Annotated in this window: 36 protein-coding genes and 5 pseudogenes; 11 read left to right on the forward strand and 30 right to left on the reverse strand. The window is 41.3% G+C overall.

Annotated features, from left to right (window positions below; genetic code table 11):
• Nucleotides 1–441: 441 nt before the first annotated feature.
• Entirely contained in the window at nucleotides 442–717 is a 276-nt protein-coding gene (locus AC01GB_RS11655) for a helix-turn-helix transcriptional regulator (RefSeq protein ID WP_474451931.1), read from the reverse strand.
• 257 nt (nucleotides 718–974) lie between these two features.
• Here AC01GB_RS11655 and AC01GB_RS11660 point away from each other — a divergent pair.
• Nucleotides 975–1,334: pseudogene (locus AC01GB_RS11660) on the forward strand (transposase); the annotation flags it as partial.
• 106 nt (nucleotides 1,335–1,440) lie between these two features.
• Here the strand turns inward: AC01GB_RS11660 and AC01GB_RS11665 are convergent.
• Nucleotides 1,441–3,939, reverse strand: a complete 2,499-nt coding sequence (locus AC01GB_RS11665; protein WP_474451932.1) for a dermonecrotic toxin domain-containing protein — start codon at nucleotides 3,937–3,939, stop codon at nucleotides 1,441–1,443.
• Between the two features lie 326 nt (nucleotides 3,940–4,265).
• Here AC01GB_RS11665 and AC01GB_RS11670 point away from each other — a divergent pair, with 326 nt between their 5' ends.
• From AC01GB_RS11670 to AC01GB_RS11685, 4 genes and pseudogenes are all read left to right on the forward strand, one after another.
• Entirely contained in the window at nucleotides 4,266–4,430 is a 165-nt protein-coding gene (locus AC01GB_RS11670) for a hypothetical protein (protein WP_474451933.1), read from the forward strand.
• Nucleotides 4,431–4,442: 12 nt separating this feature from the next.
• A pseudogene (locus tag AC01GB_RS11675) lies at nucleotides 4,443–4,580 on the forward strand (hypothetical protein); the annotation flags it as partial.
• Nucleotides 4,581–4,604: 24 nt separating this feature from the next.
• Nucleotides 4,605–4,847 (forward strand): phage tail protein, encoded by a 243-nt coding sequence (locus AC01GB_RS11680; protein ID WP_474451934.1) that lies wholly within the window; start codon nucleotides 4,605–4,607, stop codon nucleotides 4,845–4,847.
• On the forward strand, nucleotides 4,835–5,380 hold the full coding sequence (locus AC01GB_RS11685) for a tail fiber assembly protein (RefSeq protein ID WP_474451935.1): 546 nt from the start codon (nucleotides 4,835–4,837) through the stop codon (nucleotides 5,378–5,380). The genes AC01GB_RS11680 and AC01GB_RS11685 overlap by 13 nt, the downstream gene beginning before the upstream one ends.
• Nucleotides 5,381–5,395: 15 nt before the next feature.
• Here AC01GB_RS11685 and AC01GB_RS11690 read toward each other — a convergent pair whose 3' ends face one another.
• From AC01GB_RS11690 to AC01GB_RS11715, 6 genes and pseudogenes are all read right to left on the reverse strand, one after another.
• Complete coding sequence (locus AC01GB_RS11690; RefSeq protein ID WP_474451936.1) at nucleotides 5,396–6,142, reverse strand: hypothetical protein; 747 nt, start codon at nucleotides 6,140–6,142, stop codon at nucleotides 5,396–5,398.
• A gap of 47 nt (nucleotides 6,143–6,189) precedes the next feature.
• Complete coding sequence (locus tag AC01GB_RS11695; RefSeq protein WP_474451937.1) at nucleotides 6,190–6,477, reverse strand: hypothetical protein; 288 nt, start codon at nucleotides 6,475–6,477, stop codon at nucleotides 6,190–6,192.
• Nucleotides 6,464–7,057, reverse strand: coding sequence for a YmfQ family protein (locus AC01GB_RS11700; protein ID WP_474451938.1), 594 nt, complete (start codon nucleotides 7,055–7,057; stop codon nucleotides 6,464–6,466). Before AC01GB_RS11700 ends, AC01GB_RS11695 begins: the two co-directional genes overlap by 14 nt.
• Before the next feature lie 5 nt (nucleotides 7,058–7,062).
• A pseudogene (locus AC01GB_RS11705) lies at nucleotides 7,063–8,133 on the reverse strand (baseplate J/gp47 family protein).
• Nucleotides 8,123–8,521, reverse strand: a complete 399-nt coding sequence (locus AC01GB_RS11710) for a phage GP46 family protein (RefSeq protein ID WP_474451939.1) — start codon at nucleotides 8,519–8,521, stop codon at nucleotides 8,123–8,125. Before AC01GB_RS11710 ends, AC01GB_RS11705 begins: the two are co-directional and overlap by 11 nt.
• Before the next feature lies 1 nt (nucleotide 8,522).
• On the reverse strand, nucleotides 8,523–9,092 hold the full coding sequence (locus AC01GB_RS11715) for a phage baseplate assembly protein V (protein ID WP_474451940.1): 570 nt from the start codon (nucleotides 9,090–9,092) through the stop codon (nucleotides 8,523–8,525).
• A 55-nt stretch (nucleotides 9,093–9,147) separates the two neighbouring features.
• Here AC01GB_RS11715 and AC01GB_RS11720 point away from each other — a divergent pair, with 55 nt between their 5' ends.
• Both AC01GB_RS11720 and AC01GB_RS11725 read left to right on the forward strand, forming a co-directional pair.
• Complete coding sequence (locus tag AC01GB_RS11720; RefSeq protein WP_474451941.1) at nucleotides 9,148–9,519, forward strand: type II toxin-antitoxin system RelE/ParE family toxin; 372 nt, start codon at nucleotides 9,148–9,150, stop codon at nucleotides 9,517–9,519.
• Nucleotides 9,506–9,829 carry a helix-turn-helix domain-containing protein gene (locus AC01GB_RS11725; RefSeq protein ID WP_474451942.1) on the forward strand — a complete coding sequence of 108 codons (324 nt, stop codon included), beginning with the start codon at nucleotides 9,506–9,508 and terminating at the stop codon, nucleotides 9,827–9,829. The genes AC01GB_RS11720 and AC01GB_RS11725 overlap by 14 nt, the downstream gene beginning before the upstream one ends.
• Nucleotides 9,830–9,845: 16 nt before the next feature.
• On the opposite strand, the pseudogene AC01GB_RS11730 reads toward AC01GB_RS11725, so the two are convergent.
• Together AC01GB_RS11730 and AC01GB_RS11735 are read right to left on the reverse strand one after the other, a co-directional pair.
• Nucleotides 9,846–10,505: pseudogene (locus tag AC01GB_RS11730) on the reverse strand (phage baseplate assembly protein); the annotation flags it as partial.
• A gap of 395 nt (nucleotides 10,506–10,900) precedes the next feature.
• Nucleotides 10,901–11,356 (reverse strand): annotated as a pseudogene (locus AC01GB_RS11735) (phage terminase small subunit P27 family).
• Between the two features lie 188 nt (nucleotides 11,357–11,544).
• Between AC01GB_RS11735 and AC01GB_RS11740 the strand changes: the two are divergent.
• The gene (locus tag AC01GB_RS11740) at nucleotides 11,545–11,865 is read left to right on the forward strand and encodes a type II toxin-antitoxin system RelE/ParE family toxin (RefSeq protein WP_474451943.1); all 321 of its coding nucleotides are present in this window, start codon (nucleotides 11,545–11,547) and stop codon (nucleotides 11,863–11,865) included.
• Complete coding sequence (locus AC01GB_RS11745) at nucleotides 11,855–12,142, forward strand: helix-turn-helix domain-containing protein (RefSeq protein WP_474451944.1); 288 nt, start codon at nucleotides 11,855–11,857, stop codon at nucleotides 12,140–12,142. Before AC01GB_RS11740 ends, AC01GB_RS11745 begins: the two co-directional genes overlap by 11 nt.
• Before the next feature lie 41 nt (nucleotides 12,143–12,183).
• Here AC01GB_RS11745 and AC01GB_RS11750 read toward each other — a convergent pair whose 3' ends face one another.
• From AC01GB_RS11750 to AC01GB_RS11810, 13 genes are all read right to left on the reverse strand, one after another.
• Complete coding sequence (locus AC01GB_RS11750) at nucleotides 12,184–12,450, reverse strand: hypothetical protein (protein ID WP_474451945.1); 267 nt, start codon at nucleotides 12,448–12,450, stop codon at nucleotides 12,184–12,186.
• A 17-nt stretch (nucleotides 12,451–12,467) separates the two neighbouring features.
• Complete coding sequence (locus AC01GB_RS11755) at nucleotides 12,468–12,818, reverse strand: HNH endonuclease (protein ID WP_474451946.1); 351 nt, start codon at nucleotides 12,816–12,818, stop codon at nucleotides 12,468–12,470.
• Nucleotides 12,799–13,032, reverse strand: coding sequence for a DUF551 domain-containing protein (locus AC01GB_RS11760; RefSeq protein WP_474451947.1), 234 nt, complete (start codon nucleotides 13,030–13,032; stop codon nucleotides 12,799–12,801). Before AC01GB_RS11760 ends, AC01GB_RS11755 begins: the two co-directional genes overlap by 20 nt.
• Nucleotides 13,029–13,502 (reverse strand): lysis protein, encoded by a 474-nt coding sequence (locus tag AC01GB_RS11765; RefSeq protein ID WP_474451949.1) that lies wholly within the window; start codon nucleotides 13,500–13,502, stop codon nucleotides 13,029–13,031. The genes AC01GB_RS11760 and AC01GB_RS11765 overlap by 4 nt, the downstream gene beginning before the upstream one ends.
• On the reverse strand, nucleotides 13,502–14,212 hold the full coding sequence (locus tag AC01GB_RS11770; protein ID WP_474451950.1) for a KilA-N domain-containing protein: 711 nt from the start codon (nucleotides 14,210–14,212) through the stop codon (nucleotides 13,502–13,504). The genes AC01GB_RS11765 and AC01GB_RS11770 overlap by 1 nt, the downstream gene beginning before the upstream one ends.
• A 154-nt stretch (nucleotides 14,213–14,366) precedes the next feature.
• The gene (locus tag AC01GB_RS11775) at nucleotides 14,367–14,576 is read right to left on the reverse strand and encodes a hypothetical protein (RefSeq protein WP_474451951.1); all 210 of its coding nucleotides are present in this window, start codon (nucleotides 14,574–14,576) and stop codon (nucleotides 14,367–14,369) included.
• Entirely contained in the window at nucleotides 14,551–15,156 is a 606-nt protein-coding gene (locus AC01GB_RS11780) for a BRO-N domain-containing protein (RefSeq protein WP_474451952.1), read from the reverse strand. The genes AC01GB_RS11775 and AC01GB_RS11780 overlap by 26 nt, the downstream gene beginning before the upstream one ends.
• A 164-nt stretch (nucleotides 15,157–15,320) precedes the next feature.
• Entirely contained in the window at nucleotides 15,321–15,815 is a 495-nt protein-coding gene (locus AC01GB_RS11785; protein WP_474452393.1) for a lysozyme, read from the reverse strand.
• Nucleotides 15,815–15,997 (reverse strand): phage holin family protein, encoded by a 183-nt coding sequence (locus AC01GB_RS11790; protein WP_474451953.1) that lies wholly within the window; start codon nucleotides 15,995–15,997, stop codon nucleotides 15,815–15,817. The genes AC01GB_RS11785 and AC01GB_RS11790 overlap by 1 nt, the downstream gene beginning before the upstream one ends.
• A 115-nt stretch (nucleotides 15,998–16,112) precedes the next feature.
• Nucleotides 16,113–16,601: a DNA methyltransferase gene (locus tag AC01GB_RS11795; protein WP_474451954.1), complete on the reverse strand. Its 489-nt coding sequence runs from the start codon at nucleotides 16,599–16,601 to the stop codon at nucleotides 16,113–16,115.
• The gene (locus AC01GB_RS11800; protein WP_474451955.1) at nucleotides 16,543–17,151 is read right to left on the reverse strand and encodes a DNA methyltransferase; all 609 of its coding nucleotides are present in this window, start codon (nucleotides 17,149–17,151) and stop codon (nucleotides 16,543–16,545) included. Before AC01GB_RS11800 ends, AC01GB_RS11795 begins: the two co-directional genes overlap by 59 nt.
• Nucleotides 17,152–17,220: 69 nt before the next feature.
• Nucleotides 17,221–17,598: a RusA family crossover junction endodeoxyribonuclease gene (locus AC01GB_RS11805; protein ID WP_474451956.1), complete on the reverse strand. Its 378-nt coding sequence runs from the start codon at nucleotides 17,596–17,598 to the stop codon at nucleotides 17,221–17,223.
• Between the two features lie 72 nt (nucleotides 17,599–17,670).
• A complete protein-coding gene (locus tag AC01GB_RS11810; RefSeq protein WP_474451957.1) occupies nucleotides 17,671–18,108 on the reverse strand; it encodes a hypothetical protein in 438 nt (145 codons plus the stop codon).
• A gap of 108 nt (nucleotides 18,109–18,216) precedes the next feature.
• Between AC01GB_RS11810 and AC01GB_RS11815 the strand changes: the two genes are divergently transcribed.
• Nucleotides 18,217–18,354, forward strand: a complete 138-nt coding sequence (locus AC01GB_RS11815) for a hypothetical protein (protein WP_474451958.1) — start codon at nucleotides 18,217–18,219, stop codon at nucleotides 18,352–18,354.
• Nucleotides 18,355–18,551: 197 nt separating this feature from the next.
• Here AC01GB_RS11815 and AC01GB_RS11820 read toward each other — a convergent pair whose 3' ends face one another.
• The 5 genes from AC01GB_RS11820 to AC01GB_RS11840 all read right to left on the reverse strand — a co-directional run bounded on the left by AC01GB_RS11820 (nucleotide 18,552) and on the right by AC01GB_RS11840 (nucleotide 21,920).
• On the reverse strand, nucleotides 18,552–18,962 hold the full coding sequence (locus tag AC01GB_RS11820; protein ID WP_474451959.1) for a hypothetical protein: 411 nt from the start codon (nucleotides 18,960–18,962) through the stop codon (nucleotides 18,552–18,554).
• A 95-nt stretch (nucleotides 18,963–19,057) separates the two neighbouring features.
• Nucleotides 19,058–19,696, reverse strand: coding sequence for a metallophosphoesterase (locus tag AC01GB_RS11825; RefSeq protein WP_474452394.1), 639 nt, complete (start codon nucleotides 19,694–19,696; stop codon nucleotides 19,058–19,060).
• A 247-nt stretch (nucleotides 19,697–19,943) separates the two neighbouring features.
• Nucleotides 19,944–20,465, reverse strand: coding sequence for a phage N-6-adenine-methyltransferase (locus AC01GB_RS11830; RefSeq protein WP_474451960.1), 522 nt, complete (start codon nucleotides 20,463–20,465; stop codon nucleotides 19,944–19,946).
• 551 nt (nucleotides 20,466–21,016) lie between these two features.
• A complete protein-coding gene (locus AC01GB_RS11835) occupies nucleotides 21,017–21,622 on the reverse strand; it encodes a hypothetical protein (RefSeq protein WP_474451961.1) in 606 nt (201 codons plus the stop codon).
• Entirely contained in the window at nucleotides 21,615–21,920 is a 306-nt protein-coding gene (locus tag AC01GB_RS11840) for a hypothetical protein (RefSeq protein WP_474451962.1), read from the reverse strand. Before AC01GB_RS11840 ends, AC01GB_RS11835 begins: the two co-directional genes overlap by 8 nt.
• Before the next feature lie 482 nt (nucleotides 21,921–22,402).
• On the opposite strand from AC01GB_RS11840, the gene AC01GB_RS11845 reads away from it, so the two are divergent.
• Nucleotides 22,403–23,131, forward strand: coding sequence for a hypothetical protein (locus AC01GB_RS11845; RefSeq protein WP_474451963.1), 729 nt, complete (start codon nucleotides 22,403–22,405; stop codon nucleotides 23,129–23,131).
• Nucleotides 23,132–23,199: 68 nt separating this feature from the next.
• On the opposite strand, the gene AC01GB_RS11850 is transcribed toward AC01GB_RS11845, so the two are convergent.
• Nucleotides 23,200–23,904, reverse strand: a complete 705-nt coding sequence (locus AC01GB_RS11850; RefSeq protein WP_474451964.1) for a replication protein P — start codon at nucleotides 23,902–23,904, stop codon at nucleotides 23,200–23,202.
• Nucleotides 23,883–24,818, reverse strand: a complete 936-nt coding sequence (locus AC01GB_RS11855) for a replication protein (RefSeq protein ID WP_474451965.1) — start codon at nucleotides 24,816–24,818, stop codon at nucleotides 23,883–23,885. The genes AC01GB_RS11850 and AC01GB_RS11855 overlap by 22 nt, the downstream gene beginning before the upstream one ends.
• Between the last annotated feature and the right edge of the window lie 32 nt (nucleotides 24,819–24,850).

A 24,850-nucleotide genomic window follows, 5' to 3' on the forward strand; every position in this document is an offset into this window, starting at 1 on the left:
AGTTGTTAACTAGTTGTTGGTTGAGTGTAAGTGGGTTTGTGTGAGTCAGACCAAACAGGTAATTGACTATTGTGAATTGTGATTAATTTTAGACTTGACATCCTCCCCGCCCTGAAGGACGGGGTTTTACGGCGCACCTGATAATAAAAAAATGCTTTACTCTAATGCTGCTTGAAAGATAAAGACGCTGAGCTATATTTAGTGGGACAAATTTGGGACAAGTATCTGCAAGTATGATGAAGTATCCATAGGTATCTGAAGTCATCTTTTGACGTGAGAGCGAGGAAAGATGCGGTATATCAATGAATTATAAGGTGAATCTACTCACTTCTAAGCCGTAGGTCGTAGGTTCGAGTCCTACAGGGTGCACCAATAAAATCAGTAGATTATGTAAATTACCACGAGGTTAAGTTAAAAATCAAGGCCAAGCAATGGGTCTAGTTAGTTATTCTGTAATTCAATCCATTCTCTGTAAGTTTCCTCTGGCCAACCAAGAAAAAGTCCACCCTGTGTCACCTTCGGTTCGGGCAGTTCGCGCTTTCTTACCATCCTCCAAATTGTTGTTCTGCTTTTATTTAATTTCTTTTCCATTTCTTCATATCCTATAAATCGTGTACCGCCGGGCCTAAGGCCTGTTTGCAAGCTATCAACTTTAGCAGCACGTTGTGCAGCTAACCACACCTTCCGCGCCTGCTCAATACGGAGATGACTCCACACGTACCGCCGCTCCGACATACCGCCAAAGCCGTCTGGTATTGTTTTACTAAGAAAATCATGGAAGGTCTTAATCATTTCAAACCTCTTATTCCTCATTTGTTTTTTAAGCAAAATGTGGCTTTGTTGAATAATAGATAATCATGCTGTTTTCCCATGCTATTTTTGGTATAAAATGCTTGCTACCACAGGTTTATCGTTTTTTCATGAGACCTAACTGCATGATTTTACGTTTCTGGGATCAGTCGTCTCACTGGGCTAGCAGCATAAAATCTATTTATCCAACAAAGCCCCGCGCGGTATCAAAATCGACGGCGGAAACGGCGCTGGATGCGCTTGAAACTAGATGGGGTCAGCAATATCCGCTGGTTATCCAGTCGTGGCAGCGAAAATGGGAAAATTTATCGGGGTACTTCCGCTCCCCGGCGGATATCCGCAAGGTGCTCTACACCACCAACGCCATCGAGTCAGTTCACCGGCAGCTTCGCAAACTGACGAAAACCAAAGGCTCATTCCCTAACGAAAATAGTCTGTTAAAACTGCTTTATCTGGGGCTAATGAACGCGAAAAAGCAGTGGAAAATGCCCATCCATAACTAGAATTTGACATTGTCGCAGTGAGCCATTTATTTTGATGGGCGATTAAATAATGTGATCACGCTGTAATGTTTTTATCGTGACACAGAATTCTGAACACCCTCTATTGTAGGGCTGGTTTCAATACAATTTAGTTCATATTTTCCTCGTCACTATAATCACTCTTTGTGTTTTCTTTTATATAATTAGAAATAGTTCTAATTTTATCAACACTATTTTCTGTATACTCTTTAATAACATCACGACTACTAGATGAATCATAACTACCGAGATCTATCGGATAAAAAATATTATTTTCACTATCATATAGTATATTACTGCGTGATATATCATTGTGCCATATTCCAAGTTTATCTAAAGCAACAATCATCTCCCAAAGCTTCGATATTGCTCCTGCCTTAAAACCATCTTTAGGAACTTTATCTATTTTTACACCGTTTATTTTTATCATTTTTATGTAAACATCTTTAGATGTTTTAATGATTTTAACACTGTCATAGCCATAATATTTTCCAAATAATGAGGCCTCTTCTTTAGCCAATTCTAATCTTTTATCAAAAGAATAAGAATAAGAATAAGAAGAAACCGAACTTGAAGAAACCGAACTTGAAGAAACTGAATTGTTTGATTCCTCACTACTACTATTGCTAGGTTGACAACCTGTTCTTTTCAGCTTTTTTATGACAAAGCCGTCCTCATTTGGATCTTGATAGACATCACTAAAAAATCCACTACCGATCCTTTTTCCCAACCTAACCATTTCAGAATCAATCACTTCGACATCTTCAGTAAGAACTTCCATGGCCTCTTGATCATCTAATTCTTCAAGTCTAAACTCTTCCAACTCCTCCATTGTCATTGGCTCATAGGCACGATCCTCTTCAGCTGGAGCTTCAGCCCTCAGAAAATCTAAATCTGGGATGATTTCATTATGTAATTCTTCTGGAGAGTGATTTAGATTTGGATCAGCGACTCCTAGTCTTCGGCCACCAGTAAGCCCTTGAGTACGAATCTTATTCAGACGATCACTCAGAGGAAGAGGGATCGGCTCAAGTGTGCCATCATCAGCACGATAATAGCATCTACCCAATACCTTTTCCGTTAAGGGGTCATATTTCCTCCAAATATCTCTTCCGTTTTTATCTTCTGCTACTTTTACTACAGAAATACTTTTATTTATTCCTTTTATAAAACCACTTGCTTGTTTTTCTACGAGGTTATCAATATTAACTTCTGTATTGACATCTGCTAATTCACTTAATTCTGATAGTTCAGTTTTTACTTTAATAAACTTGGCAAATCCAGCAAACAGTAACGTTGTACCAATATCTATAGTTGCTGCCCAAAAACCTTGTTTGCGTTCTTCTTCGGTATCCCCAATTACGGCTTGGTGAACTTCCATCCCGATCTGAGCAACGAACGCACCTGTAGCCAAACCTGCCCCAAAAGCCCCGCCGACTAATCCAATGATAGGGCCAAAAATTTGATTAGCTATTTTTGTATAACCGAGCCATTGCTCCCAGCTAACCTCGGTATTTGATTTTATTATGGTATCTGCATCACTAAAACTTCTTTCTTTTGTTTTTTTTACAACAGTCGAAAGTGCATCATCCACAAAGAAATAATTACCATACTTATCAATCTCTTTTACATCCCATGACCTTAACGCTAAATGCAGCAGACCATTATCTACTCCGGTATGAAAAATCCCATCCTGACGATCATACAGAGAGAAATGATTTTCTAGTCTAGAACTTTTTTTGGGATCTTTAGCTTGTTTTACAATCCAGTGACGCATTTCTTTATCATTCTCAAAAACCTCAAATGGCCTTCTTTCACCAGGAATATAGAGTATTTCATGACCATCATTTTTTATAAATCGTAAAATATCATTAGATATATAACCATTAATATCCAGAGTATACACACATCCATGTGAGTGATTTTTACTTGACAATTGATTTATTGTAACTGGACCTTCTAAAGGAATATGAGGAACCACTGTTTGCATGACGAATTTGTAATCATTATCAGAGAGAAGTCCTTCTAACATAGATTGTCTCGCTTTGGAAACAAAGTCTGCTTTAGCTAAAGTGAGCATATCGTCTTCATGATTTTCCCAAAAGGTATTAAGGCTGTTTTTCACCAGCGCATAAAAGTCATTTTCATTTAATATTTTTCTTAAATCAGATGGCAATATTCTGACTTGATTTTTTTCTCCAAAATACTCTTTACCAAACCTGAAAATTCCTGTGTAATTTTCTTTTGTGTCTTCTTTATAAACGCCATAGTTTAATTTTAAATCATCTGAAGTTAAGTCTTGGTCATGAGCACTAAAATTTTTGAACGCAAGTTCTGTTAATGTTAAGGATTTTATTGGGTCCCAATATTCCCATCCAGAATATGTTTTAGGTAAAGGTGAGGCTGATTTAAATGAATACAAGCGCACCTTGTCCGGGTCTATATCTTGCCCTGTCAATTCTTTTATATGCTCTTGCATAAAACCTTTTGCCATCAACTTCAAGTTGGGAATATTACTTAAAACTTTATTTTTAAATTCAGCATAGTTTTTTATTTCTAACATTTCATTCGCATGATTATATTTTTTTGGTAAATTCTCTTGATTCATTGTTAATTTCCTTATGATTTTTTTGTTGTTTAAACATTCAAATTTTTCAGTATAAAACTCTATTGTTAAAAAATAATGGAATCTTAGCTGTGGTTTTTGACTAGGATTTGTTGATACTTTTATCCTGAATTACCTCCCTTAAAGACTGTTTAAATTTTGTGCAAATTGGCATTTTTGAGCATAAATTGATGATTTGGTCGTTTTTTGACCTAAAAATAGCGGCTACTTTTTCATTTTTTCTCTATTTATTCTTCATTTAAGCCTTGTCATCAATGCTTTTAGATGAATTTTTCACCAAAATAAGATTTACAAAAAACCTTGGTTTGTTGGAAACAATAGATTGTGCAAAAAATGCACTGGACAAACGTACCGGTGGCACCGTCAATGGCGACATTATTTTACAAGGTAGTCAACTCTTACTGAAGGGGGATAACCGCAAGCATCTGGGTTTTCATAATCAGGATGGTAGCGTTCGCATGTGGCTTTACTAAGACAAGGGGAGTGATGGCGTTCGGCTAAACAACGGCAATGACGGCGGTGGGGATTGGGTATTCAATAAAAACGGGCATTTTTACTCCCCCCAAGCCATTCATGCCGCAGGCGCTACCTATCAAGAAGATGGCAATATCCACGGATCATTATGGGGTGGGCATCTCAGCGGCTGGGTGGATAACAAAGTGAATGGTCGCGCTACCTGGGATTATGTTAACACAACCTTTGTACGGGATATTCGACTGGGACATATGCAGGAGATTCAGATATGGAGAGGAACAGGTTATCGTGATGAACCTCATTATGTAATAACCGGCGTGTATAACGGAAACGTTGATGCCTATGTGGATTATGTTCAGCGCCGTATCTTACAAAAAAACGTTAACGGCAACTGGATAAATGTGTGGTTCATGTAATGAAAAATATTAAAAATTTTAAACGCTACCATCCTGAATCTGTTGATAAAAAATCGCTAGAACACGCTGTTGGTGCAATTTTTCTTATCTCGGAAGATGGTCAAGACTGGTATGAGTGCCAAAAAAGCTTTCAGCCCGATACGATGAAAATCGAATATGAAGCCGATGGTGTAATACGCTCAATGGGTTACGATATTAATGGCTTCTGTCCCGATGAGTGCAGCATAGCAGAAGTATCCGAATGGCCTAAAGAGGCAGCCCCTAACCGAAAATGGTGTTTTATTGATGGTCAAGTTGTTCCACGTATCTACACGGCAGGTGAACTCAGGGAGCAGGCCACCTATAAACGAGACTATCTGCTTGAGCAAGCAGCAAAAATTATAGCACCGTTACAGGATGCGTCAGACCTCGACATAGCTACAGAAGCCGAAAAAGTATCACTACTGGCCTGGAAAAAATACCGGGTGCTGCTAAACCGTGTCGATATCAGCAAAGCGCCGGATATTGAGTGGTCGGAAGCACCAAAAAAGTAGAGTGATAATCTGGGGTTAGTAATAAACCAACTCCCATGTTCTGGGCGCTTGAATCGCTGTCCTTGTATAATCAGCACTGATAATTAACGATTTTTCTTTTATTTCAACATAGGTGCCTAAATTACCCTCTGCGGCAATACCTTTGTATTTCACTGTCGCTGTCGCCGATAAGATGGCATGAAGAACCGGACAAGGCAACGTCACGGTATAAACCTGTCCTGCATACAGTGGTGGCGTGATGCCCCATTGCCTGATAAGCCCAGTATCACCACATTTCCACCATCCATTCGTAGCGAGGTGAGCAGTATTTTTTGCTCCTCGATTGCTAATCTGCATATTAAGCCAACTACTTAACGCACCACTCCAAATCGGGCCAGTTACATCACCATTTTCTTGATAAATCGCGGTTCTGCCGCCCCATGAGATATGCAAATTACTATGGATATTGATGGTTCCATCAATTTCTACACTCTTTAACCAATGCAATCTGTCATTATTCCAGGAAGCTACTTTCGCATTATTAGCATAAAATGCCACGTTGCCGTCACCATCGGCTCGTAGCCCTGAGTCGTTATCACCAATATGCACTGATTGGGTCACATGGAGGTTGCCATTGACGGTGCCGCCGGTACGTTTGTCCAGTGCGTTTTTTGCACAATCCACCGTTTCCGTTAAACCAAGGTTTTTCAGAAAAAGATTCTTGTCTGGGATGTCAGCGCCATTTTCATCTTTCGTCAGCTTTTGGCTTAAACGCTGCGCCACGATTTTGGCAAATTTTGGGTTATTTTCGATAGCTTTTGCCAGCTTGCTTAAGTATTCAAATCTACTGTGGAGCCGTCAATCAGCGCTGTTTTAGCGTTATTCGCTTCTGTTTCAGACAATTTTTTCACTGCCTGATAAAGCTGGTCATGCTGGCTTTTATCCAATCGGATACCTGAACGCTCAACCACAGTACACACTTCTTCCTGTAGTGCATCATAAATGTCACTATTCAATTTTGTCGACGGGGTGCCAGTAGTTGGATCACCGTTGGTAAACCCGTTTTTCCCCTGCCCGAACTTATCTTTTTGGGCAGTGGACGTATCAATGCGATGCATTATTTTCTCCTTTGGTGTAGGCAAAAAGGACTTGGGTATGTGAAGGACATTGGCGTTCAATCACGCATTCCACTGCGCTATTGCCCCATGTCCGAATTGACTCATTGCAAGAACTGGTACAGCTAATCCAGCGTACATTCGCCTCGGCAGGAATATTCACCCGCCAGTAGTAACGCCACTTGTCACCCCAAGACGGATCGGGTGTAGCATCAAGATGGTGAAACTGTTCTATTGTTGCTGTTGGATAGCCCAATATTTCCAACTGCTTTTTGAAAAAAGCCGCATTAATGCCACCTACTGTATTGACCTTGGCATCAAGCACTTGTTGTCTTTTTTCTAGCGTTTGCGTTCTATTAGCGAGGCATTTATCAGGCAACCGGCATAATTTCTCGTAGCGGTTAATTAATTCAACCGATTGGGCCGGATTAATTTCAATCATCAGGCTATCGGCGTGTTGATGAGCCTGTGCCAGTGAAGAAGGGGCCAGCCCTTTAATCAGCGGATCTTCTTCATCCCAGGCAGGACCAGGCGGTAATAACGCGCGCAACAATTGCGTATATTCTTCGTCCAGATGGCTCATGACACTTATTCCTTATATTTTGCCCACGTTACTTCACCCAATACCGGCACTTCCGTATGGGTTAATTCAATATCTTTCGTTGGTGTAATCAGGCGATGAGCGACTTCACCTGCGGCAAGACTGATGGCTTCCGCGAGTCTTGAAAGAAAAAGCTTGCTGCCAGGCTCTCCTTCTCGCTGTAAGAAAGCTTTGATTTCGGCAATTACTGCCGCCCGAATTTCTGGCGTATCCGTTGATAAGGTTATCGAAATAGCAACGGTTTTTGCTGTAACGGGGAAAATAGTTAAGCCACTTCCGGCAACGGGGGCAAGTGGTAAGAGGTGTTCTTTGACTTTGGTTAAAATTTCCTCTGTGGGTGCCGGATGGTCGAGCATCATCACTCGCCACCATCACCCCAACCGTGCCAATACCGTTCTTATGGCGATGTGTCCAGGCGCGGCTGATGCCTAAAACTTCCTTTGCCCAGCGAACATAATCACTATCCGCACCACCTTGTGGCGTATCGTACCAGCGGGCCATGATGCGTTGTCGCCAGCTATCCAGATCTTCAATATCGGTGCCTGTCCTGATGTTATCGGCATAGCCGGTAGACGACAGTCCCGTTATCGGGGTTGCCAGACGTAGTGCGATACCGTCTTTGCAATTACCCGCCTGACCGCTGCTTTTTGCAACGACGGGTACGCGAAGTACACCATTTGCTGATGTTGTCGGGGTAGTTGTGGTGTAGATTTCCCATCATCGCGGTGTATTTCCGTGTCAGCGCGCATCGATAGGACACTTTGTACACCCTCCCAGCGAACAAAACCGTTCGCTTTGGTGGCTTCTTTTCGGGGACAACGCTTGATGTTCCCATGTCGGGTCAACCAGTCTTCATCGGCCAAATCCGGCAAGATATTACGCGCCAGGTAATCGATATAGCCGTACAGGGTGTGAATGGCAGTGGCTTGTACTCTCGCGTACACTTCAGCATCAAGACGGCGCAACACGCTATCTTCATTAAACCGCGTAAGTAAAGCACCGCGAAGGGTGTCTATCAGTTGGGGCAGTGTCGGGCGCGAAAAACCGCTAGTTTGCATGGATTACGCTCCACAAATTGTTGAGGGTCATTGTTTTTATGTGATGGTCAGGTAAGGTCAGGGTGACGATTGCCGTTAATCTATCGATGCCTGAACGCACGACCTCAATATCAACACGAAGCGCTACCCCGTCCTCCGTCATCCACTTGAGTGCCTGAGCGATATACTCCTTCGCTTTTTGCGCCGTTTGATGGGTTAAGGTTGTGCGTTTCAGCAGATGCAATCGAGAGCCAATCCGGTCATTTTGTACCGTCGGCCAGGTATCACCCCACCACCCAAATGGTGTATCGGTGTCATCATCCGGTTCAGCGCGTCGCCAGGTGAACAGCGATATAATCACCGCACGGTTTAATCGGTCATCATGTTGAATAGGGATGCCTGTCATCATATTATTTCATACCTTGAGTAGGTGTACCGGTCATGCCGCCGCTATCACCTGAATGAGCATGGCTGTTGTACTGTTTCCTCATTGTGCTTAATGAACCGACTTTATCTTGCACCTCCGCAGCAGACGTAATCGATTTCTCCGCCTTGATTGCACCAGGTGTTTCAATTAATGTGGTATTCAGTACCACCTTGTTTTTAGCATTCAGGATGAACGTTTCTGTTGTCGCTTCGATTAACCGGCCACGCTTAAGCACGATGCTATCGCCTTCGTCGGTATAGATAGCCACTTCACCGCTTTTGAGACCCTTGATCCGATAGCGTCGGTCTGCAACGTTAATGACAATGCCGTGTGACCGATCGCCAGCGAGAAATAGCGCTACACCTTCTACGCCAGAATGCGCGGTCGAGGTAAAACCGTAAGGCTCTAGATATTCCACACCGTGCTTTGCCTCGCCAGCCAATAAGCCAGCATCGACGGTCTGACACGCTTTTGTACTGTCGAGTCTTTGCACCAATGCCCGCGACCAAAGGCGCGACAAGCCTCTCTGTAGTATGGCTAGGGCGTTTTTCATTAAATTACTCCAAATTAAAAGTTGTTAATTATATCCATATGGGTATAATTAAGTAATGGGACTGCACATAAAAAAATTATTTTGGCTTGGTTCATCCAAGAAAGACTTGAAGGTGATGCCGAGTGATGTTCAAGACACATTCGGTTATGCGTTGCATCAAACACAAGCCGGAAAGAAACACCAACAAGCTAAATCTTTACAGGGATTCGGTTCAGCATGTGTTATTGAAGTTGTCGAAAACTCAGTTGCTGGTACGTTTCGAGCAGTCTACACCGTTAAATTTGAAAATACAGTTTATGTACTTCATTGTTTTCAAAAGAAGTCAACACGTGGTATTGCAACACCCAAACCAGATATGGGCTTGATTCTGGAACGACTAAAAGCAGCTGAATCACATTTCAAAGGAGACAAAAATGATAGAAATTGAGGAAGGTAGTGGTAATATTTATGCTGATTTAGGCATGGCTGATTCTGATGAGATGCTGGTAAAAGCACAGCTTGCAACTAAAATCGGTGAAATTATACAAGGTAGAAAATGGAGTCAGTTACATGCTGCTGAAGTCCTCTGTATTCCTCAATCTAAATTATCCAAGATGCTGCGTGGGCAGTTTCGGGGAATCAGTGAATCTAAGATGCTTGATTGCTTGACTCGACTTGGACGTGACGTCCAAATTGTAGTTGGGCCTGCTCGTCGTGCTGTATCCGCTGGACGTGTCGATGTTGTGTTCAGAGAATAATATATTTGCTGCACATCTATATATCTATATCCGTTTCTTCTTGTGCTTTCAATTCCTCAAACGGAGGAATATAGGCGGCTTCTGGCCCGACTCTCAGTTCACATAATGTACCGCCTTCATCCTGCGTATACACCACCTCGCTAATGACCAGTTCACGGTTGTTAAAACCCAACACTGGATCAAACACAATCACCAGCTGATTAGGCTTCCACAGACTGCCATCACCTTGCCGCCAGCCTTGTACCGTATAGGTGGTTTCCTCTGTTCTGGCTGCGCGCTGCCTGGCTTCAAATTCACTCCGAGCGCGACAACTGGCCCCTGTTGCATTACCGGATTGCTGGATATGTTGTGGGCGATACCGGGTGATTTGGCTATCCTTGGCTCTAGCGCGGAGTGCCGTTAGCGTAGCTTCACCGTGATCTGAGTCATCACCTACCCGTTGCCCTGCGACCTGGTATTCCGAAAAGCGTTCACGGATACTCTGCTAGGTGTCACAGGTGAGAATATTTTCGCCCCAAACCAGCGAGGTGGTGGCTTTGTCATTACCAACCAAACCAATTAACACATTGCCGTCTTCGTCATCCCAGGCGAGCGCCTGTTGGCTTCCTAGCGCCTTGTTTAATACTTTGTGTACTGTTTCGCCGTCCGCCCCCGTCATGTACAGGGCAATACCCGATGAAAGTGTAGACTTGGCGTTCTTTCGCGCCACTTCGTTGTAGGCAGTGCGAAAACGCCGCACCATCACTGGCTTTCCGTCTGGTTTGAGAATAATTTCACCGGTTTTCTCATCAATCAATGGAATAACGAAACCAAAAATATTAATCAGGATAAAGGTGTGCCAATCCATTAGATCAATTGACTGATTGGCAAGGTTGCCTTTGACGTGTGGGATAACCTGATAGAAATTAAGAACATGCTGGGCGCGAGTCTTACTGAAATAAATGCCGCGATCTTCCCCGTTTTTCAAGCCATCGAGAAAGCGTAGACAAGCCAAGCGTAGATATTCGCAAGCAATAATATTGCCTGCTACGACACGTTCAGCATAACGGCTCCCATCATTAACTACAGTCATTAATCTTCCCTACTTTTTAAAAGTTCTGCAAACGGGTCGACTTGAGCCGAAGCATTGCCGTTGACTTTTGATCTGCTGGCTGGAGTCGTGCCGAATTCAGCCTACATTTTGCAAACTCTTTTCCAGGCGTCAGCCATCATTGCCACTTGAGGGTGAGGACGGATCATCACGCTGCCATCGGCTGAGGTTGTTTTATAAGAATCCCCCTCCTGCTCGATAACGTCACGGTGACGTCTCCACTCGATATAAGCACCAACCAGTAACTCAAGCGCCATACCATCAAGAACAGTCATCACGCCCATAGCTTCTAGACGCTCGCCGAGAACCTTAAACCAGTAGCGCTCTTGCTTATTGAAGTGTTTTGGTGTTGAGGGGAGCCCTTTTTCGGGTTGTGGTTCATTTTTATTGATTGCCCTTTTTGAAGGGTTACCCCTGACATAATTGAAAATTCCTATTAATCACGCGGTGGGGGTACCGATAAAAAGGTTTCTAACCTGCGGCGATGTGAGTAAACGAGGCCATCCAATCCTAACCTATTGTTTCCATAGTTATTTTATCCCCCCTCCCTTCTTTAGATTATAACTCTTGAGTTATAATAACTTATAAGGTATAATTTTTTGATGAAAACAGTAGAGATAATTATGTGTTTAAACTCATTTTTCATCCTGAGGCACAAGAAGAAATATTGAATTTTAATAGTCTAATGCAAGGTAAGATCTTGGCAGCGCTTGATAAACTTGAAGCCCAAGGTAATCAATTACGTTATCCGAACACTGATATTGTGCAGGATGGACTTTTTGAATTAAAAGCAGGAGGAAAAGATATTACGCGAACATTTTTTGCTTTTGCTAAAGGCAAAAAAATATATATTTTGCGCTCGTTTGTTAAAAAAACGCCTAAAACGCCCACTTCAGAGATTAAATTAGCACTAAAGAGATTAGAGGAATTACAATATGAAGATTAAAGGTATTCCTTATAGCAAATTAAAAGCAAAGGCATTGCAAAATCCAGATGTAATGGCCGCATATCTTGCAGAAAAGAAAAAAGAAGAATTACAAGAACTTTTAATTAACATGCGCCGTCAAGCAGGCTTAAATACTACACAAGTTGCTGAACGAATGGGGATTACGCAACCTGGGGTAACGCGATTAGAAAAAAATGCTAGTAAAGCAAGTTTTACTACACTTGAACGATATGCCGCGGCATGTGGGGCACAGATAAAAATAGTTACGTCTTATTAATTGGAGATATTTAAAATGTTTAAATACTAATCTTCATAAATCTACGTTGATTTCAACACTTCGCAAGCTTCCAGCAGATGCCATAAAACATTTGAACCTGAAATCACTGGATACGGGGCTGGCTCATTTGCCAAACGTATTTCACGCAATTCAAAGCGCGATGCACGGCCTGTAATAGCTTTCATATCATCTACTTTACAGAATTTTCCCCATCCTAGACTTCTGCTAAGTAATACCCAGAAGTCTTCATTTTGTTCTGTTTGAACAATAAAACCGTTGTGATGAAAATAAGCACTAAAAATTTTCATACAATCTCCGCTACATTTTAATGAAATCTTTCACTTGCTGTTTTAGTTCGGTGGCAAGCCTGACAGATTGCTTGTAGATTGGCTTCGTCATCTGTGCCGCCGAAGGCTTTTGCCTGAATGTGGTCAACGGCTTTAGCTTCGGTAGCAATCCCTTTTCGTAAGCATGGTTGACAGAAGTACTTATCTCGCTTCAATATTCTGGCTCTAAGAATTTCCCACTGTCGTCCATCGCCTTGTTGTTGGCGAGTTCTACCGCGTTGGTGCTGCACCCAGCCTTCGTATTTATGCTGATCACAGTAGCCATATTGTGCTGTAGTGGTATGCGGGCAGCCGTGTTTGCGGCAAGGTCTAGGAATTCTGCTTGGCATTTTGGTTGTTTCCTTGAGTGTTTGGCGGCTCAGGCAACGGCATCCAGTGGCTAGCGGTACAAGTTTTCTGGATACCTTGGCAACAATCTGCATAGTGAAATTTGCTATTTCCTAGATAGGTTCCCACTAGTTGAATATTGTTATCTTTTTGATAAATAAGTACCTTACCGTTAATTTCTGGCATACCAACACTACACTCAATCCACTTATTCATTCCTGCTTTTCCGGTTGATGAGAGAGCACTACCTGCCGGATATAATCCTGCAAGCCGTTTATTTGCTGTTCTGCAATTTCAATTCGTTGTCTGAGGATGAAATAATTTCGGTTAGCGGTGTCGTCAAGTCTGGCGCGGGTTGCATCATCCACGTCGGAGGAGGCGGTATTGGTGGACACACTGTGACAGATTGCTTTGACGCGCAACCGGCGACGATTAGCAGCCACATCGCGCTCAAGCTGTGCAATAAGGTTCTTATCATGTTCAAGCTCTTTGGTGTGTTGTGTGTCCAGCGCAGTAACAGTTAGTATCTGCCGATTTAGCTGTTCAAAGGCAACCTGTTGTTTTTCCCTATCCGATACGGCAATCTTTCGTGCTTTTTCAGCATGGTAATACAGTGTCCGGTAATACAGGGCAGTACCCAGCATTGAGGCGAATAGTGCAACGATAATAGGAAATTGCCACCGCATTATGCTGCTAGCCTGTGTTGCTCTTTAATCAAAGGTAGGCGATGATTTTTATCGAACATCCCCATTAACGTAGATTTACGCTGCTCAAAGTCCCACCCCATAGCAATGAATACCGTGTTGGCACGTTGCAATTCGGTAATGCAATGGATCTGCTCTGGTGTTAGATAGTCACGAATGGATTCTTTTTTACCAATATCATGATAGACGCGGAACTTTGATGCCGTCATATTGAGCGCAATACGGTTAATCAGGTCAGCTTCGTTGCTGAAGTGATGAGGAGCTATCGTCTTTCCCTGTGCTTCGCGTTCATGCTTGATAGCGTCGGTCATCGGATTGTATTCGAGGCGGGCGGTATTGCGATTAATTTCCGCCAATGCCTTTTTTCGTTTAGCCTCGACGAAAGTGTTATAAACCTGAATCTCAAATTTTGGATCAATCCATGCTGCATAGCGAATAGCAACGAGTTCAAGTCCCCAAGACCCAGGATTTTTACCCCCATTAATTGTCTGAACCGGAGCGATAATTGTCGCACTGGCTAATTCTTGAATAAATCTAGTGACTTGGCGGCTTTTGAGAAATTCTCCTGGCCTTTGTGATTCTGTTGCTTTGCCACCTGCAACGGCTGATTTATGCAAATCATTAAGATTATATCTGCCCTCATTATCTACACGAACATTGACACTATTAAGTATAACTGTTGGTAATTGCATCATTTATTTCCTTTTAGTGATAGAGCCTCGTGCCCAGGAATAACCAGCCCATGAGTAGGCGCGATGATTGCCACCGGCTATCCTCAAGGCTCTATCCCAAAAGGCTCATGGTTGATATGCACCGGGCATGGTGCGGTAGAGTGTTACTGCTTGATTATTTCTTTATTTGCGGCTGATACTTTCCAGCCCAGACTTTAGAAACATGTAGACAATCGGAAAAAATCTTGCCTTTTGCGCTAGCGGCATGGCGGCGATAATGTTCCACTGCGATATCTGCACTGATTCTGGCTATAGATTGGTCATAGCCTTGTTTTATCAATTCAGATACCACATTTTTCTCAATGCATTCGACATAGTTCTTCATGTGGTCTTTTCTCCTCATCTATCTCAGGAAAATCACCCAAATCGGGAATAACTACCTGAGATAGTTCAAGTATCAGTTTTTCCGCTTCCCGAATCTTTTTCAGGTGCCGCTTACGGATAGTCATGCGCTTGCTACCCGGACGACCAAATGTATCCAACGACCATTCATTTACTTGCAATACGCGATTTTGCATTTCACCCAGCGTCAGTTTTTTAAGCTGGTTAATATCCATAAGTGCCAAATTTGGCTGGGATTCTTTGTCAACCAGGTCAAGTAACCAACGACGTAATGATTTAGCGACCTTAGTATCCGCCAGCATGCCAAGAAGATGGCCTCCCCGTGGAGAAAACACACGCACACGATTGTATTGTATATCTTTGTTTTTATTACGAGAGGTCACACTGACCACCCGGCTCATTTCGTCCGTAAATTCATTTTTATTGCGGTTGTACAAACGGTTTACCGATTTCTCGTCAGCGTATTCGAGCAATTCAACCATGTGAGCACTGGTAAACCAGATTTTCCCGTCACCGTTATCAAACGGCACAATTGAATGTTTTTTAAACGTTAAAGCTTGCATCGGTGTTTACCTTCAAAAAATCGACCTCAGATCACACGAACAGCCAGCCCCTGAGCACACCAATTACTGGTATTCTCCAAGGTCGCTTTTGTGAATATTCTCAGGATTGTATTGATATGCGCGTGTGAAGCGCTGCTGAAAAAAGCCCCAGACGATGCCAAGGCTCATTGAGTTGGATTGATTAGTGCCTTTTGATTTAAACAAAGTTCCCGTTCAACTTCCCTGCGATTCACGAGTCCTTTTGATACCTTACCTTCGTCATACTTCCAACGGCGCATTTCGTTACAAGCGCCTTGAGTATCTCCAGCATTGAGTTTTTTGAGCAAAGTTGAACGGGTAAATGCTCCACTCCCAACATTGTAGACAAATGAAGCTAAAGCGGCTTTTTGGGTTGCAGTTAACGGAACGGTCACTTTGCGCTCAATAGTCTCTAACGCAGTATTCAAGTCATCCATGAGTAACGAGTCATATTCTTCTTTGCTGTATTCTTTACCGTGAACAACATCCTCAGTGTTGCCGTAACATACTGTTGTTACGCCACCACCGTCTTTGTAAGGTTTATGCCTGATGCCTTCGTGCCACTGAATCAATACGGCGGCAATAGCAACTGTACCGCCTGCTGTCGCTGCAATCAGACGCTTTCTCAACGTTGGATACATTATGGTTTTGTCCTGAACCTGTATTCTTTGTGCCGGTAGTACCAGTTCAGCCCAACGGTCAGCACTGAACAGATAATACCCGTAATCAACGCCCAATCGCTGAGCGATAATACGCCGCACAGGAACGTCGTCGCGCTGGCACCATAGGCAGTGCCCGTTGTGTATTTTTCAATGTTATTCATAGATAGTTTTATTTATTTTCGAGTGTTTGAATGATGGGGTATGCTTCTTCTGATGGAAGGGTAGCGCTTCGTCAAAAAATCATACCTTTGTTATTAATTTGAGGAGTAAGATTTTCTATTTCTTTTTAGTCTGCAAAAATCTATCTGTTTCCAACTCTACGCCAATAGCTTGCCGACCTAATTGAATTGCTGCTTTTACCGTCGAACCTGAACCGATGAAGAAATCTGCTACGATATGTTTCGGCTTACTGCTCGCATTGATTATGTGCTCAAGCAATGCTGCAGGCTTTTCACAGGGATGTTTGCCGAGATAATACAGTACGGGTGGAAAGTTCCACACATCGGTATACGGCACGTCTTTGGTGACAGAAAAAGGTCGGCGCAAGTTTTGATATTGTCGCTTAAGTTCGGCATAGTTTTTCATTAGTTCACCGTAATCACGCTGAAGTTCGCCGTGCTTCAAACTCAGTTGATGGTGACTTTTGGAGAGAGACGACGCTAATCTTTTCTCTGCTGCTTTTTGCGAAAAGAATTGTTGCAAGCGTTCATACTGTGTTTCGTTCGGTAGCTGCCACTGAGAATACGAGAACCAATGACGATGCATGTAGCCTCCCATATACTTTTTCTTTGCCCGTGATATTGAGTTGATTTTTTGCGGTGATGAAATAGTCAATCAGTGGAGCGAACACTTCACCTTTTAACTCAGCGCATTTCAATGCATAGCCAGCGTCATTTTTTGCTGTACCCTCTGCCCCGTACAGCTCGGCAAACAATACTCGCTCGGTGCTGGGGAAAAATGAGCGGAGCGTATCTTTCTTCTGTCGCCGCCACGGGCCAAACGGTTTAGCCCAAATAATGTGATTTAACACCCTCATGTGATTTCTTAGCATAATTTCGGTATCAGCGGCCAATGCTGCGCTACAAAACAGATAGAGACTACCGTTTGGCTTTAATATCCGCTGGAATTCAACAAGGTAATCATTTAGCCACGCTAGATATTGCTCGGTTGCTTTCCACTGCCTGTCCCATGCACAGGATTTAACACGATAGTATGGCGGATCAGTCACAATAAGATCGATGGAATTATCTGACAGTGTTTTGATATATGGCAACGAGTCTCCGTTAACCAATATTGGTTGGTTTGAAAAAGTCATCGTTGTTACCTTGGATTTTAAATGTGATTGACCTTGTTGGTGTATTGATGGTTTTTTAGTCAGCGACGGTTAACAATATTCATCAATAATGACGACACACTTGCCGCCTTTTACACCACCGTTGTTATCCATCTTCTCAACGGTCATCATGCGAACCTGGCTATCATCGTGCCAAATATCCGCCCCAGTTAAAGAATCGAGTACACCTTTGGAATAATTGTCTACATCACGCTTTATCTTGTTGGGTAGATAGAGTTGTATCAATACAGAGACCTCACCTTCAAACTTTTGACAATCAGATTTTTGGCGCCTCTCGTTGACAATTTTTACTGTTGTTGCTTTAAATTCTTTTGCTTTATTACTTAAGTAGGTATGTTTTGAATTATGTCGCCAATAGGTATTAACACTTGGTGGAAAAGGAAGCTCGATTATCATGTTTTTATTCAAACCTTATTTATTCCTGTTAAACTAATGTAATGGAGAGTGTATATGTCAACGTTCGATAATCATGAAATAGAGTTACCTGCCTGCCCCAAGTGTAGTAGAAAGACGAAGAAGAAAATCGCTTGGCTTAACCGTAATAGTTACTTCATTTGCATTTGCGGTAGCCGAATCAATATCAACAGTAGTGACTTTGTCAGCAAACTCAGGGGACTGGAGAGCAAGCTGAAGAACGTCTTTAAATAGATTTTTATCTATTGTCAAAACTGTTTCATCGGTATTGGTAGGGTCAACACCTTTCGATTCTTTTTCGTTTGAATGATTGTCTTCAGATGGAGAGGTTTCCATTAACAAATATTGATATTTAGCTTCTTCTAATGCTTCCTGAAGGGCGGCTACAATTTTGTCCTGAGTGCCGTCTTTTAACCATCCTCTTGCGTTTATTCCCCCTTTGGGTTCCTGGTTGTATTCCCACCTAATATTAGGTTTACTTTCATCAATAACAATAATTCTCATTTCACCTCCTGATGATGGGTTTTGGTGGTGTGTGCCGGAGGTGTCGGGTTTATATTGACAGCCATATTGGTAGTACCCTGGTGTTGGTTTTAACTTGGTGACTGTATTTTGGTTGTTTTACACACCCCAAAACCGACTGTTTGGGTGTTTTATGGTTCGCTTTTTCAGCGTAATGGTGTTAAAGAGTGGTACTGCTTAACTGCATTTAAATTTATTGCGCCTGTCTTTTTACCACGTCAGGCTTAGTGGTATCCTTGGCGTTCCAAACAACAACCAGGAAAGTATAAAAATGTCATTTAAAGATATAGTACAAGGCCATACTATTGAGCTAGGCGATCTGCTTCGCCAACTTGAAGGGCATCCTCCTGAAACCCGTGTTTATTTCGGTGGTCTTGATTTCTGTCGTATAAAAAGACGCGGTGAAAACCTGATTCAGATTGAATTCAACCAATCGGTTTATCGGACAACCGAAGATATCTTGGTGGTTGAAGACCATTCAAAATAGCTGCTGCATATACATTGGCTTTTACATAATTAACGGGGGCGTAGTCTTCATCTATTCTCCCGTTTGTAACCCGCCTAAATGCGACTTCATTTTTACCTAGCTGAATAATCCATGAGATCGGATATTTTTCAGAGTTGAAAACATGCTGTGGAACCGTATCGTACTTCGACAACTTGTTTTTTTGCTCATGAACTTCTTCACCTGTTTTTGGGCCAACTTTATACGGATATGCCACACTATTTTTAAGCGTATCTAACATGTTACGTGCTTTAAGACTAGCCTCCATCCATTGGTAAATTTCTTCCATTGTATTGTCGTTGGCAATGATTTCAGGTTCTTTCTTCTGCATGATGACCTCTTTAATAATAAGTGAAATTTGCCGATTATTTAGCCACCAGGCAGGAGTAATTTCTCTTGTACCCCTACAGAGAGCAATAGCGTAAATTATTTTATTTTCTTCAATGTCAGCCCTTGACCAAATACAGCTCCTGTATCTATATATAACTGGTTGCTTCTATGACACACGCCTTTAATCATTGGAGTGTGACCAAAAATAAACAGATCAGCGCCTTTAATCTCTCTACTTTCCTTTTGACTAACTCTTTCTCTACTCCAGCCAACATCGATTTCATTAATATCCTTTCCAAATTCATATTCATCATCAGGATAGTCAGCATGAGCAATAATTATTTTTTTGTTATTAACATTTAATTCGATAATGAGAGGTAATTTTTCAGCTAATTTTAAACATGCTTTAGCTAATATCTCTTTTTCATAATCAAGCATAAAAAACCACTGGCCGCCGTTATATATCCAGTTGTTAACATCGCCTGTTTTTAATGCACTAATAGCTATCTCTTCATGATTACCACGAACAGCTTTAAACCATTTTTCATTTAGCAAATCAAGACATTCAACGCTCTGAACACCTCTATCTATCAAATCACCCACAGATATAATCAAGCCTTTTTCTTTATTAAAAGAAACTTTTTGCATTTTATCGATGAGTAAATCATGGCAGCCATGAAGGTCACCTACAGCATAAATATGAGGATATTGGTCACCGTCTATTCGCTGGTAAATCGGATAGTTTAAATTAATGGTTATTCCTCCTGTACCTGTTTTAATTTCATTTCGATAGTCATTTTTTATTCAGACCTTACAGGGAAATATTTATCTAAAAACTTTTGAATTGATGAAATTATGTCCTCAGCTTTACTTTCCCAAATATCAATATTTTCATTTAAATATCGAATGGTACCAAGGTATAAAATGATTGGAAGAACAACGATGAGGAATAATAATCGGATAAAAATATTGATGTATTTAATCATGTTGAACAACTTGTTGTGAGCGCCAATAATTCTTTTTTGCGTATATGTGTTATCCTGCACACCTCTCTTTCTAAAGGTCGCCAGATAAATAACACGCTGCCCTTGCTGTTTCCTGATGCGCCTTGCTCACCTGTTTCAGCTGAAACAAATGACAGTCTACCCTCGGTAATAAAGCGGATTTCATCAGCCGTATTAAGACCTTCATAAAACCAGGCCGTAGACGTATCGGAAGGGAGTAACATCACAATAGTCTGGTTCTGCTTTCGGCACTGTTCAGCCGCTTTATTCACCCAAGGCATAATCTTGCCATACGGAGGATTGCAGAAGATAGCACCGTCACTATTCCAGTCGCATTTCAATGCGTCTTGTTGTTCAGTTAAAAACGCTTTGCATAGTGTGTTACTTTCATCGGCTGCAGCGTCCAGCTTAAAACCAAATTCGGCATCAAGTGTTTTAAATACCTCAATAGGGTTACGCCACCTGTCTTTGAATGGTTTCGGTGTATGACTGATTAGCATAATTTTTAAACCACAGTAGGATTTTTGTATAATGGAGAGTTCCAGACTTTGTTAATCATGCAGCGTGGAGTAGGGTGATGATTTTGGCATTCTACCAGTTTAACGGCGACATCCCATAATTCAGGATCGCTGTTAAGTGTTTTCTCAACATGATAGCCTTTCTCCGTGTATTGCTTAACCAGCCTATTGGCTTGTTGTGTGTTAATGGCTTCATGTTGAAACTAGCTTTTTTTTGAATGTATCATAAGTTTTAATTGAAAGTGAAGAGTTGAATTGCGGGGGAGTGTCACATGAGCATGAGATCCACTGAGAATTAATTATTTAACCTGAGTTCAGGATAATTGATAGTTATGAGAAAATAAAAATAGCTCACTTATCGATAAAATATTTTAAAATCAATGAAATGATAAACAAGAAAAATTTTTAGTTATCAGAGGTTAAAAAGTAAGCTATTTTCTCTGCCAAGATTAAGCACTACGTTATGTAATTATTTTAAATTAAATATTTGAATATATAATGAGGAAATTTAGATTTCTTACCCACAACTCAGGTTATTTAGAATTAGGCTCTTGAAATTTTGGTGGTACAACTACTTTCTGCATCGGTTGTTGAAACTGGTGTTGTGCTGATGGATATGATATTATCCACCCAGCGATACTTAACATTATAGCTAACACGACACTAAAAATAACCAGCTTTGTGCTAATCCCTGATTGAACACCTGCAATTGCCGTATTTATCCCGTCCACCTTGCCATTTACCGATATACTTACTGCATCTATTTTTGCATTTAATGACTTTTCAATTCCATCAAATTTTGCGTTTAAATTAGTGTTAGTCGAGTTGATTTTTGTATCAATCACTTCAAACTTAGAATCGATTTTTGATATTAATCCTGATAACGCACTATTTAGGTTAGCTATTTGTATGTTTTGCTCTCCGCGCCATTTTGACAAATCTTCTCGCATACTAGCAGCAACTGCTGCAACTTCAGCTTTATTAGCTTTTAGGAGTGCATCTAATTCTGCCTGACATATCTTCAACCTCGTCATTGTACTGATAATTGATTGATTTTTGCTATTTTTAAAATCAACTCTAACAACTGATTTCGATCTCATTTTCTTGTGAAAACTTTCAGTTACAATATTATTAGCCATTTTTATTATTCAATTTATTTATTATTGTTAATGCATTAAACCTCATGTCATAAGTGCAATTATTACATACCATTCTGAAATACACACCAAGATTCATTGTATCTTCAGAAAAATATCGTTCTTTAGTAACAAATGGCATTAAAAATTGCCCTTCCAGCTCTCGATTTCCATCAATTATAAAATCAAACGAATTACCTTTACATATAGGACACTCTCCGCCACCCGCTTCTTCAATTATCTTCTTAAGATCCCCTACGGTAACTGTTTTATCTGTTTTCTTTAAATTATTATCACTCATACTTAAACCCATGATTAAATTTTCATTTATTTAACCACTTTTTAGCAATGTAATGATAGTGATTTTTTAAGTATTTTAGCTATAGTACTAAAACCTTCTGTTAACCTTTTTAAGCTATTGTTGGATATACCGTATTATTTTTATCTGAGACGAAGAAAACGCCACTACGGGCGTTTTAGGTGTCTTAAAATCGGGAATACCCTTCGATGTAAATATAGTACTCGTATCATGATGCCCAAGACAGTATCTGTTGCTAAATAGTGATATCAATCATGAGTTATGAAAAATGACAGATATTAAACATAAAAAAAACAGCATATTTTGCATTAAAAAAACAACTGTAGATAAAAAAATATACCGTATTTATTTTTTTAAGCATATTAGCCGATATTTTGTATAGGCTAATGGACTTCTCTATTTAGCAACAGGTTTATTTATGGAATACTGCTACCTATAAATCGCGATAAATATGGATGAAGGCCATGAGAAAGCTTATTACCGACAAGAAACTGCTTTTTTTGCTCGATGAGATAGAGGTAATTTTGGGACCGGTTTCACTGGGAATTATGCCGCAGGAACAGCGGGTTTTAGCAAGATGCTCCATGCAGTTCAACTCCGGCAAGGGGTGGACTTTACTCCACATTCCCGAATCAGAGACGAGCCAGGCTACGCTATGTCACGAACTGGCTCATCTGGTTCTATTGATTGAGGGATGGCCGGTTTTTTTGATAGATTCGCATCTTCCCGCCAGCGATTATTTGATCCAAACCGTATCGATGCTTAAGAATTTAGTGCTACACATCGATGTCTGGAAGATAGTTAAGAATCTTGGGTTTGATGAAAAACCTGATTATAAAACCGAAATAGATTATCTGATTTCGCAAGTTCAAGAATCTCATCTTCTGATAGATGCCCTTCCAACTGAAATTCTCCATTTTCGAACTGCTTACTTAGCTCAAGGATTATTGTGTCCCTCAGAATTGGAGACACGAACACAGCTTCATAATGCAGCCAGTTGCACGATGCCGAAAGCCCTTGAACTAGCTGGTTCCATAATTCAGGTTTTCGAGAGACTTTCTCCACTTTCTCAGCAATTGAGCGCAGAGGCTCTGTCAGAGATTTGCGGGCTATTACAAATCCACCGAGGAATCCTGATAGCTTCATGGCCAGACATACTTGAGCAAAATTTTCGCTCTCGCATTCTCTCTTAATCCAGCCTGCAAAAGGAACTAGATATTCGTGTGACATTTTACTCTCCTAGTGGTGTAGGCCAAACATCTCAGCCCGTTTTTTGCATTTTTGCTGAATGACGGTGACCCAAACCTAACTTTTTCTTGATGGCGCTGATTCTTTCCAGGGCTACAGATTGCCTCGTTGGATTCATGCAAGTCTTTTGCGGTAGTGATAACTGTGGTTTGGGTATCACATAGCCGTTACGCAATTTTTTGGTTAAGCCATCAATCAACAGTCTTGCTTTGTCCTCAACCTGTCTTGCGTTTAATGATTCAGTTATCATCGCTCGATAGAGTTCATGAACCAGCCAATAATTGGCATTCGAGCCATAGTCAAATTCATGGATATCATCGTGCCCTCGTTGGCGGCAGTAGGCCTGTAACTTTTCGCTCAATTGCTGAGGCGTGGGCAGTCCGGATTCCTCTGCCAAACCTTGCTGACACCAGTCGATAAATTGCCCAACGGACGGTAAAAACGGCGATTTTTGTTGTCTGGCAATACGCAACCCTGCGTTGACGTAATGGTCAGAGTTGATGTTGTTTTCAGCGAATGCGGTAATCCATTGTTGCTTGAATATTTCGATTTCTGCTGATGTTTTTAGCACTGAAATACTGGCCGGAAAAATCACTTTCAGACTCTCAAAAAATCGGTTAAACAGTTTGATGAACTGGGGATTAATCGTGTTTTCAGTCGGTTGAGTAAACGATGGCTGACGACGAATTTTAGCGGTTAGTGTTGAAACGCATTGCATAAAACACCCTCCAGTCCATTTGCCCAACTCGTATCGTTCCAGGCGGCCTCAAGCTCATCACGACGACTGGTTGAAGATTTTTTATTTTCCAGCCAGGCAGCGTTAAAACCTTGCCAGTTTCGCAACATGCATTCAGCCAGTACGGTATCGGTGGGATATCCTAGCGCGTTGGCTTCGTTGACTGCGGTTGCCAGTCGGTTCAGGGCGGTTTGTGTCAGGGGCGCTTTTTTGTTTTTTCGGTGTTGAAGATAATCCGCCCAAACGGATTCGCTGGGTAGCTGCTCAAACCTCGACAAATCCAGTTCAGATTTTTTCGTTAAGGGGACTATAGGGGATATATAGTTATTTATTATTTTATTTTCTTTTGTAGTTTGTCTTTTGTGTTTACCTGATTCGGGTAAACTTTTTTTACCTGATTGAGGTAAATTTACCTCATTTGGGTAAGGTTCTATGTTGTTACCTGATTCAGGTAAGTGACTATCCCCGAATTGGGATGATTTCATCTGACGTGTGTTGTCGTCTTTTTTGTTATCAAATTCGGGCGAGACCTCATTATCTGCGTTTGTTTTATCTTGCCACTCCTGTATACATTGATTGATTCCGACAAACCGTCCTGATGAGATAAGAATTTTTCTTTTCAGTAATGCGCTTTTAGCGGCGGAGCATTTATGTGGCAATAGTCCAGTCGATTCCGATAATTGCCAATTACTCACCCAATCTATTTTTTTGTTGTACCCATAAGTTTTTCTAAGAACAGCCATCACTATTAAAAGTTGATGCTGTGTTAAACCTGCTGTTAATATTGCTTCAAGGATATTATTTGAAATTCTGGTGTAGCCTTCTTCTAATTCAAACACATTAATTTTATTTTCTTCTTTCTGAGCTTCAAAATCAGCATAAGTAACGTTAGTCATAACGACAATCCTTTAATTATTTTAATAAAAAT

The organism is Candidatus Arsenophonus phytopathogenicus (genome assembly GCF_056113345.1).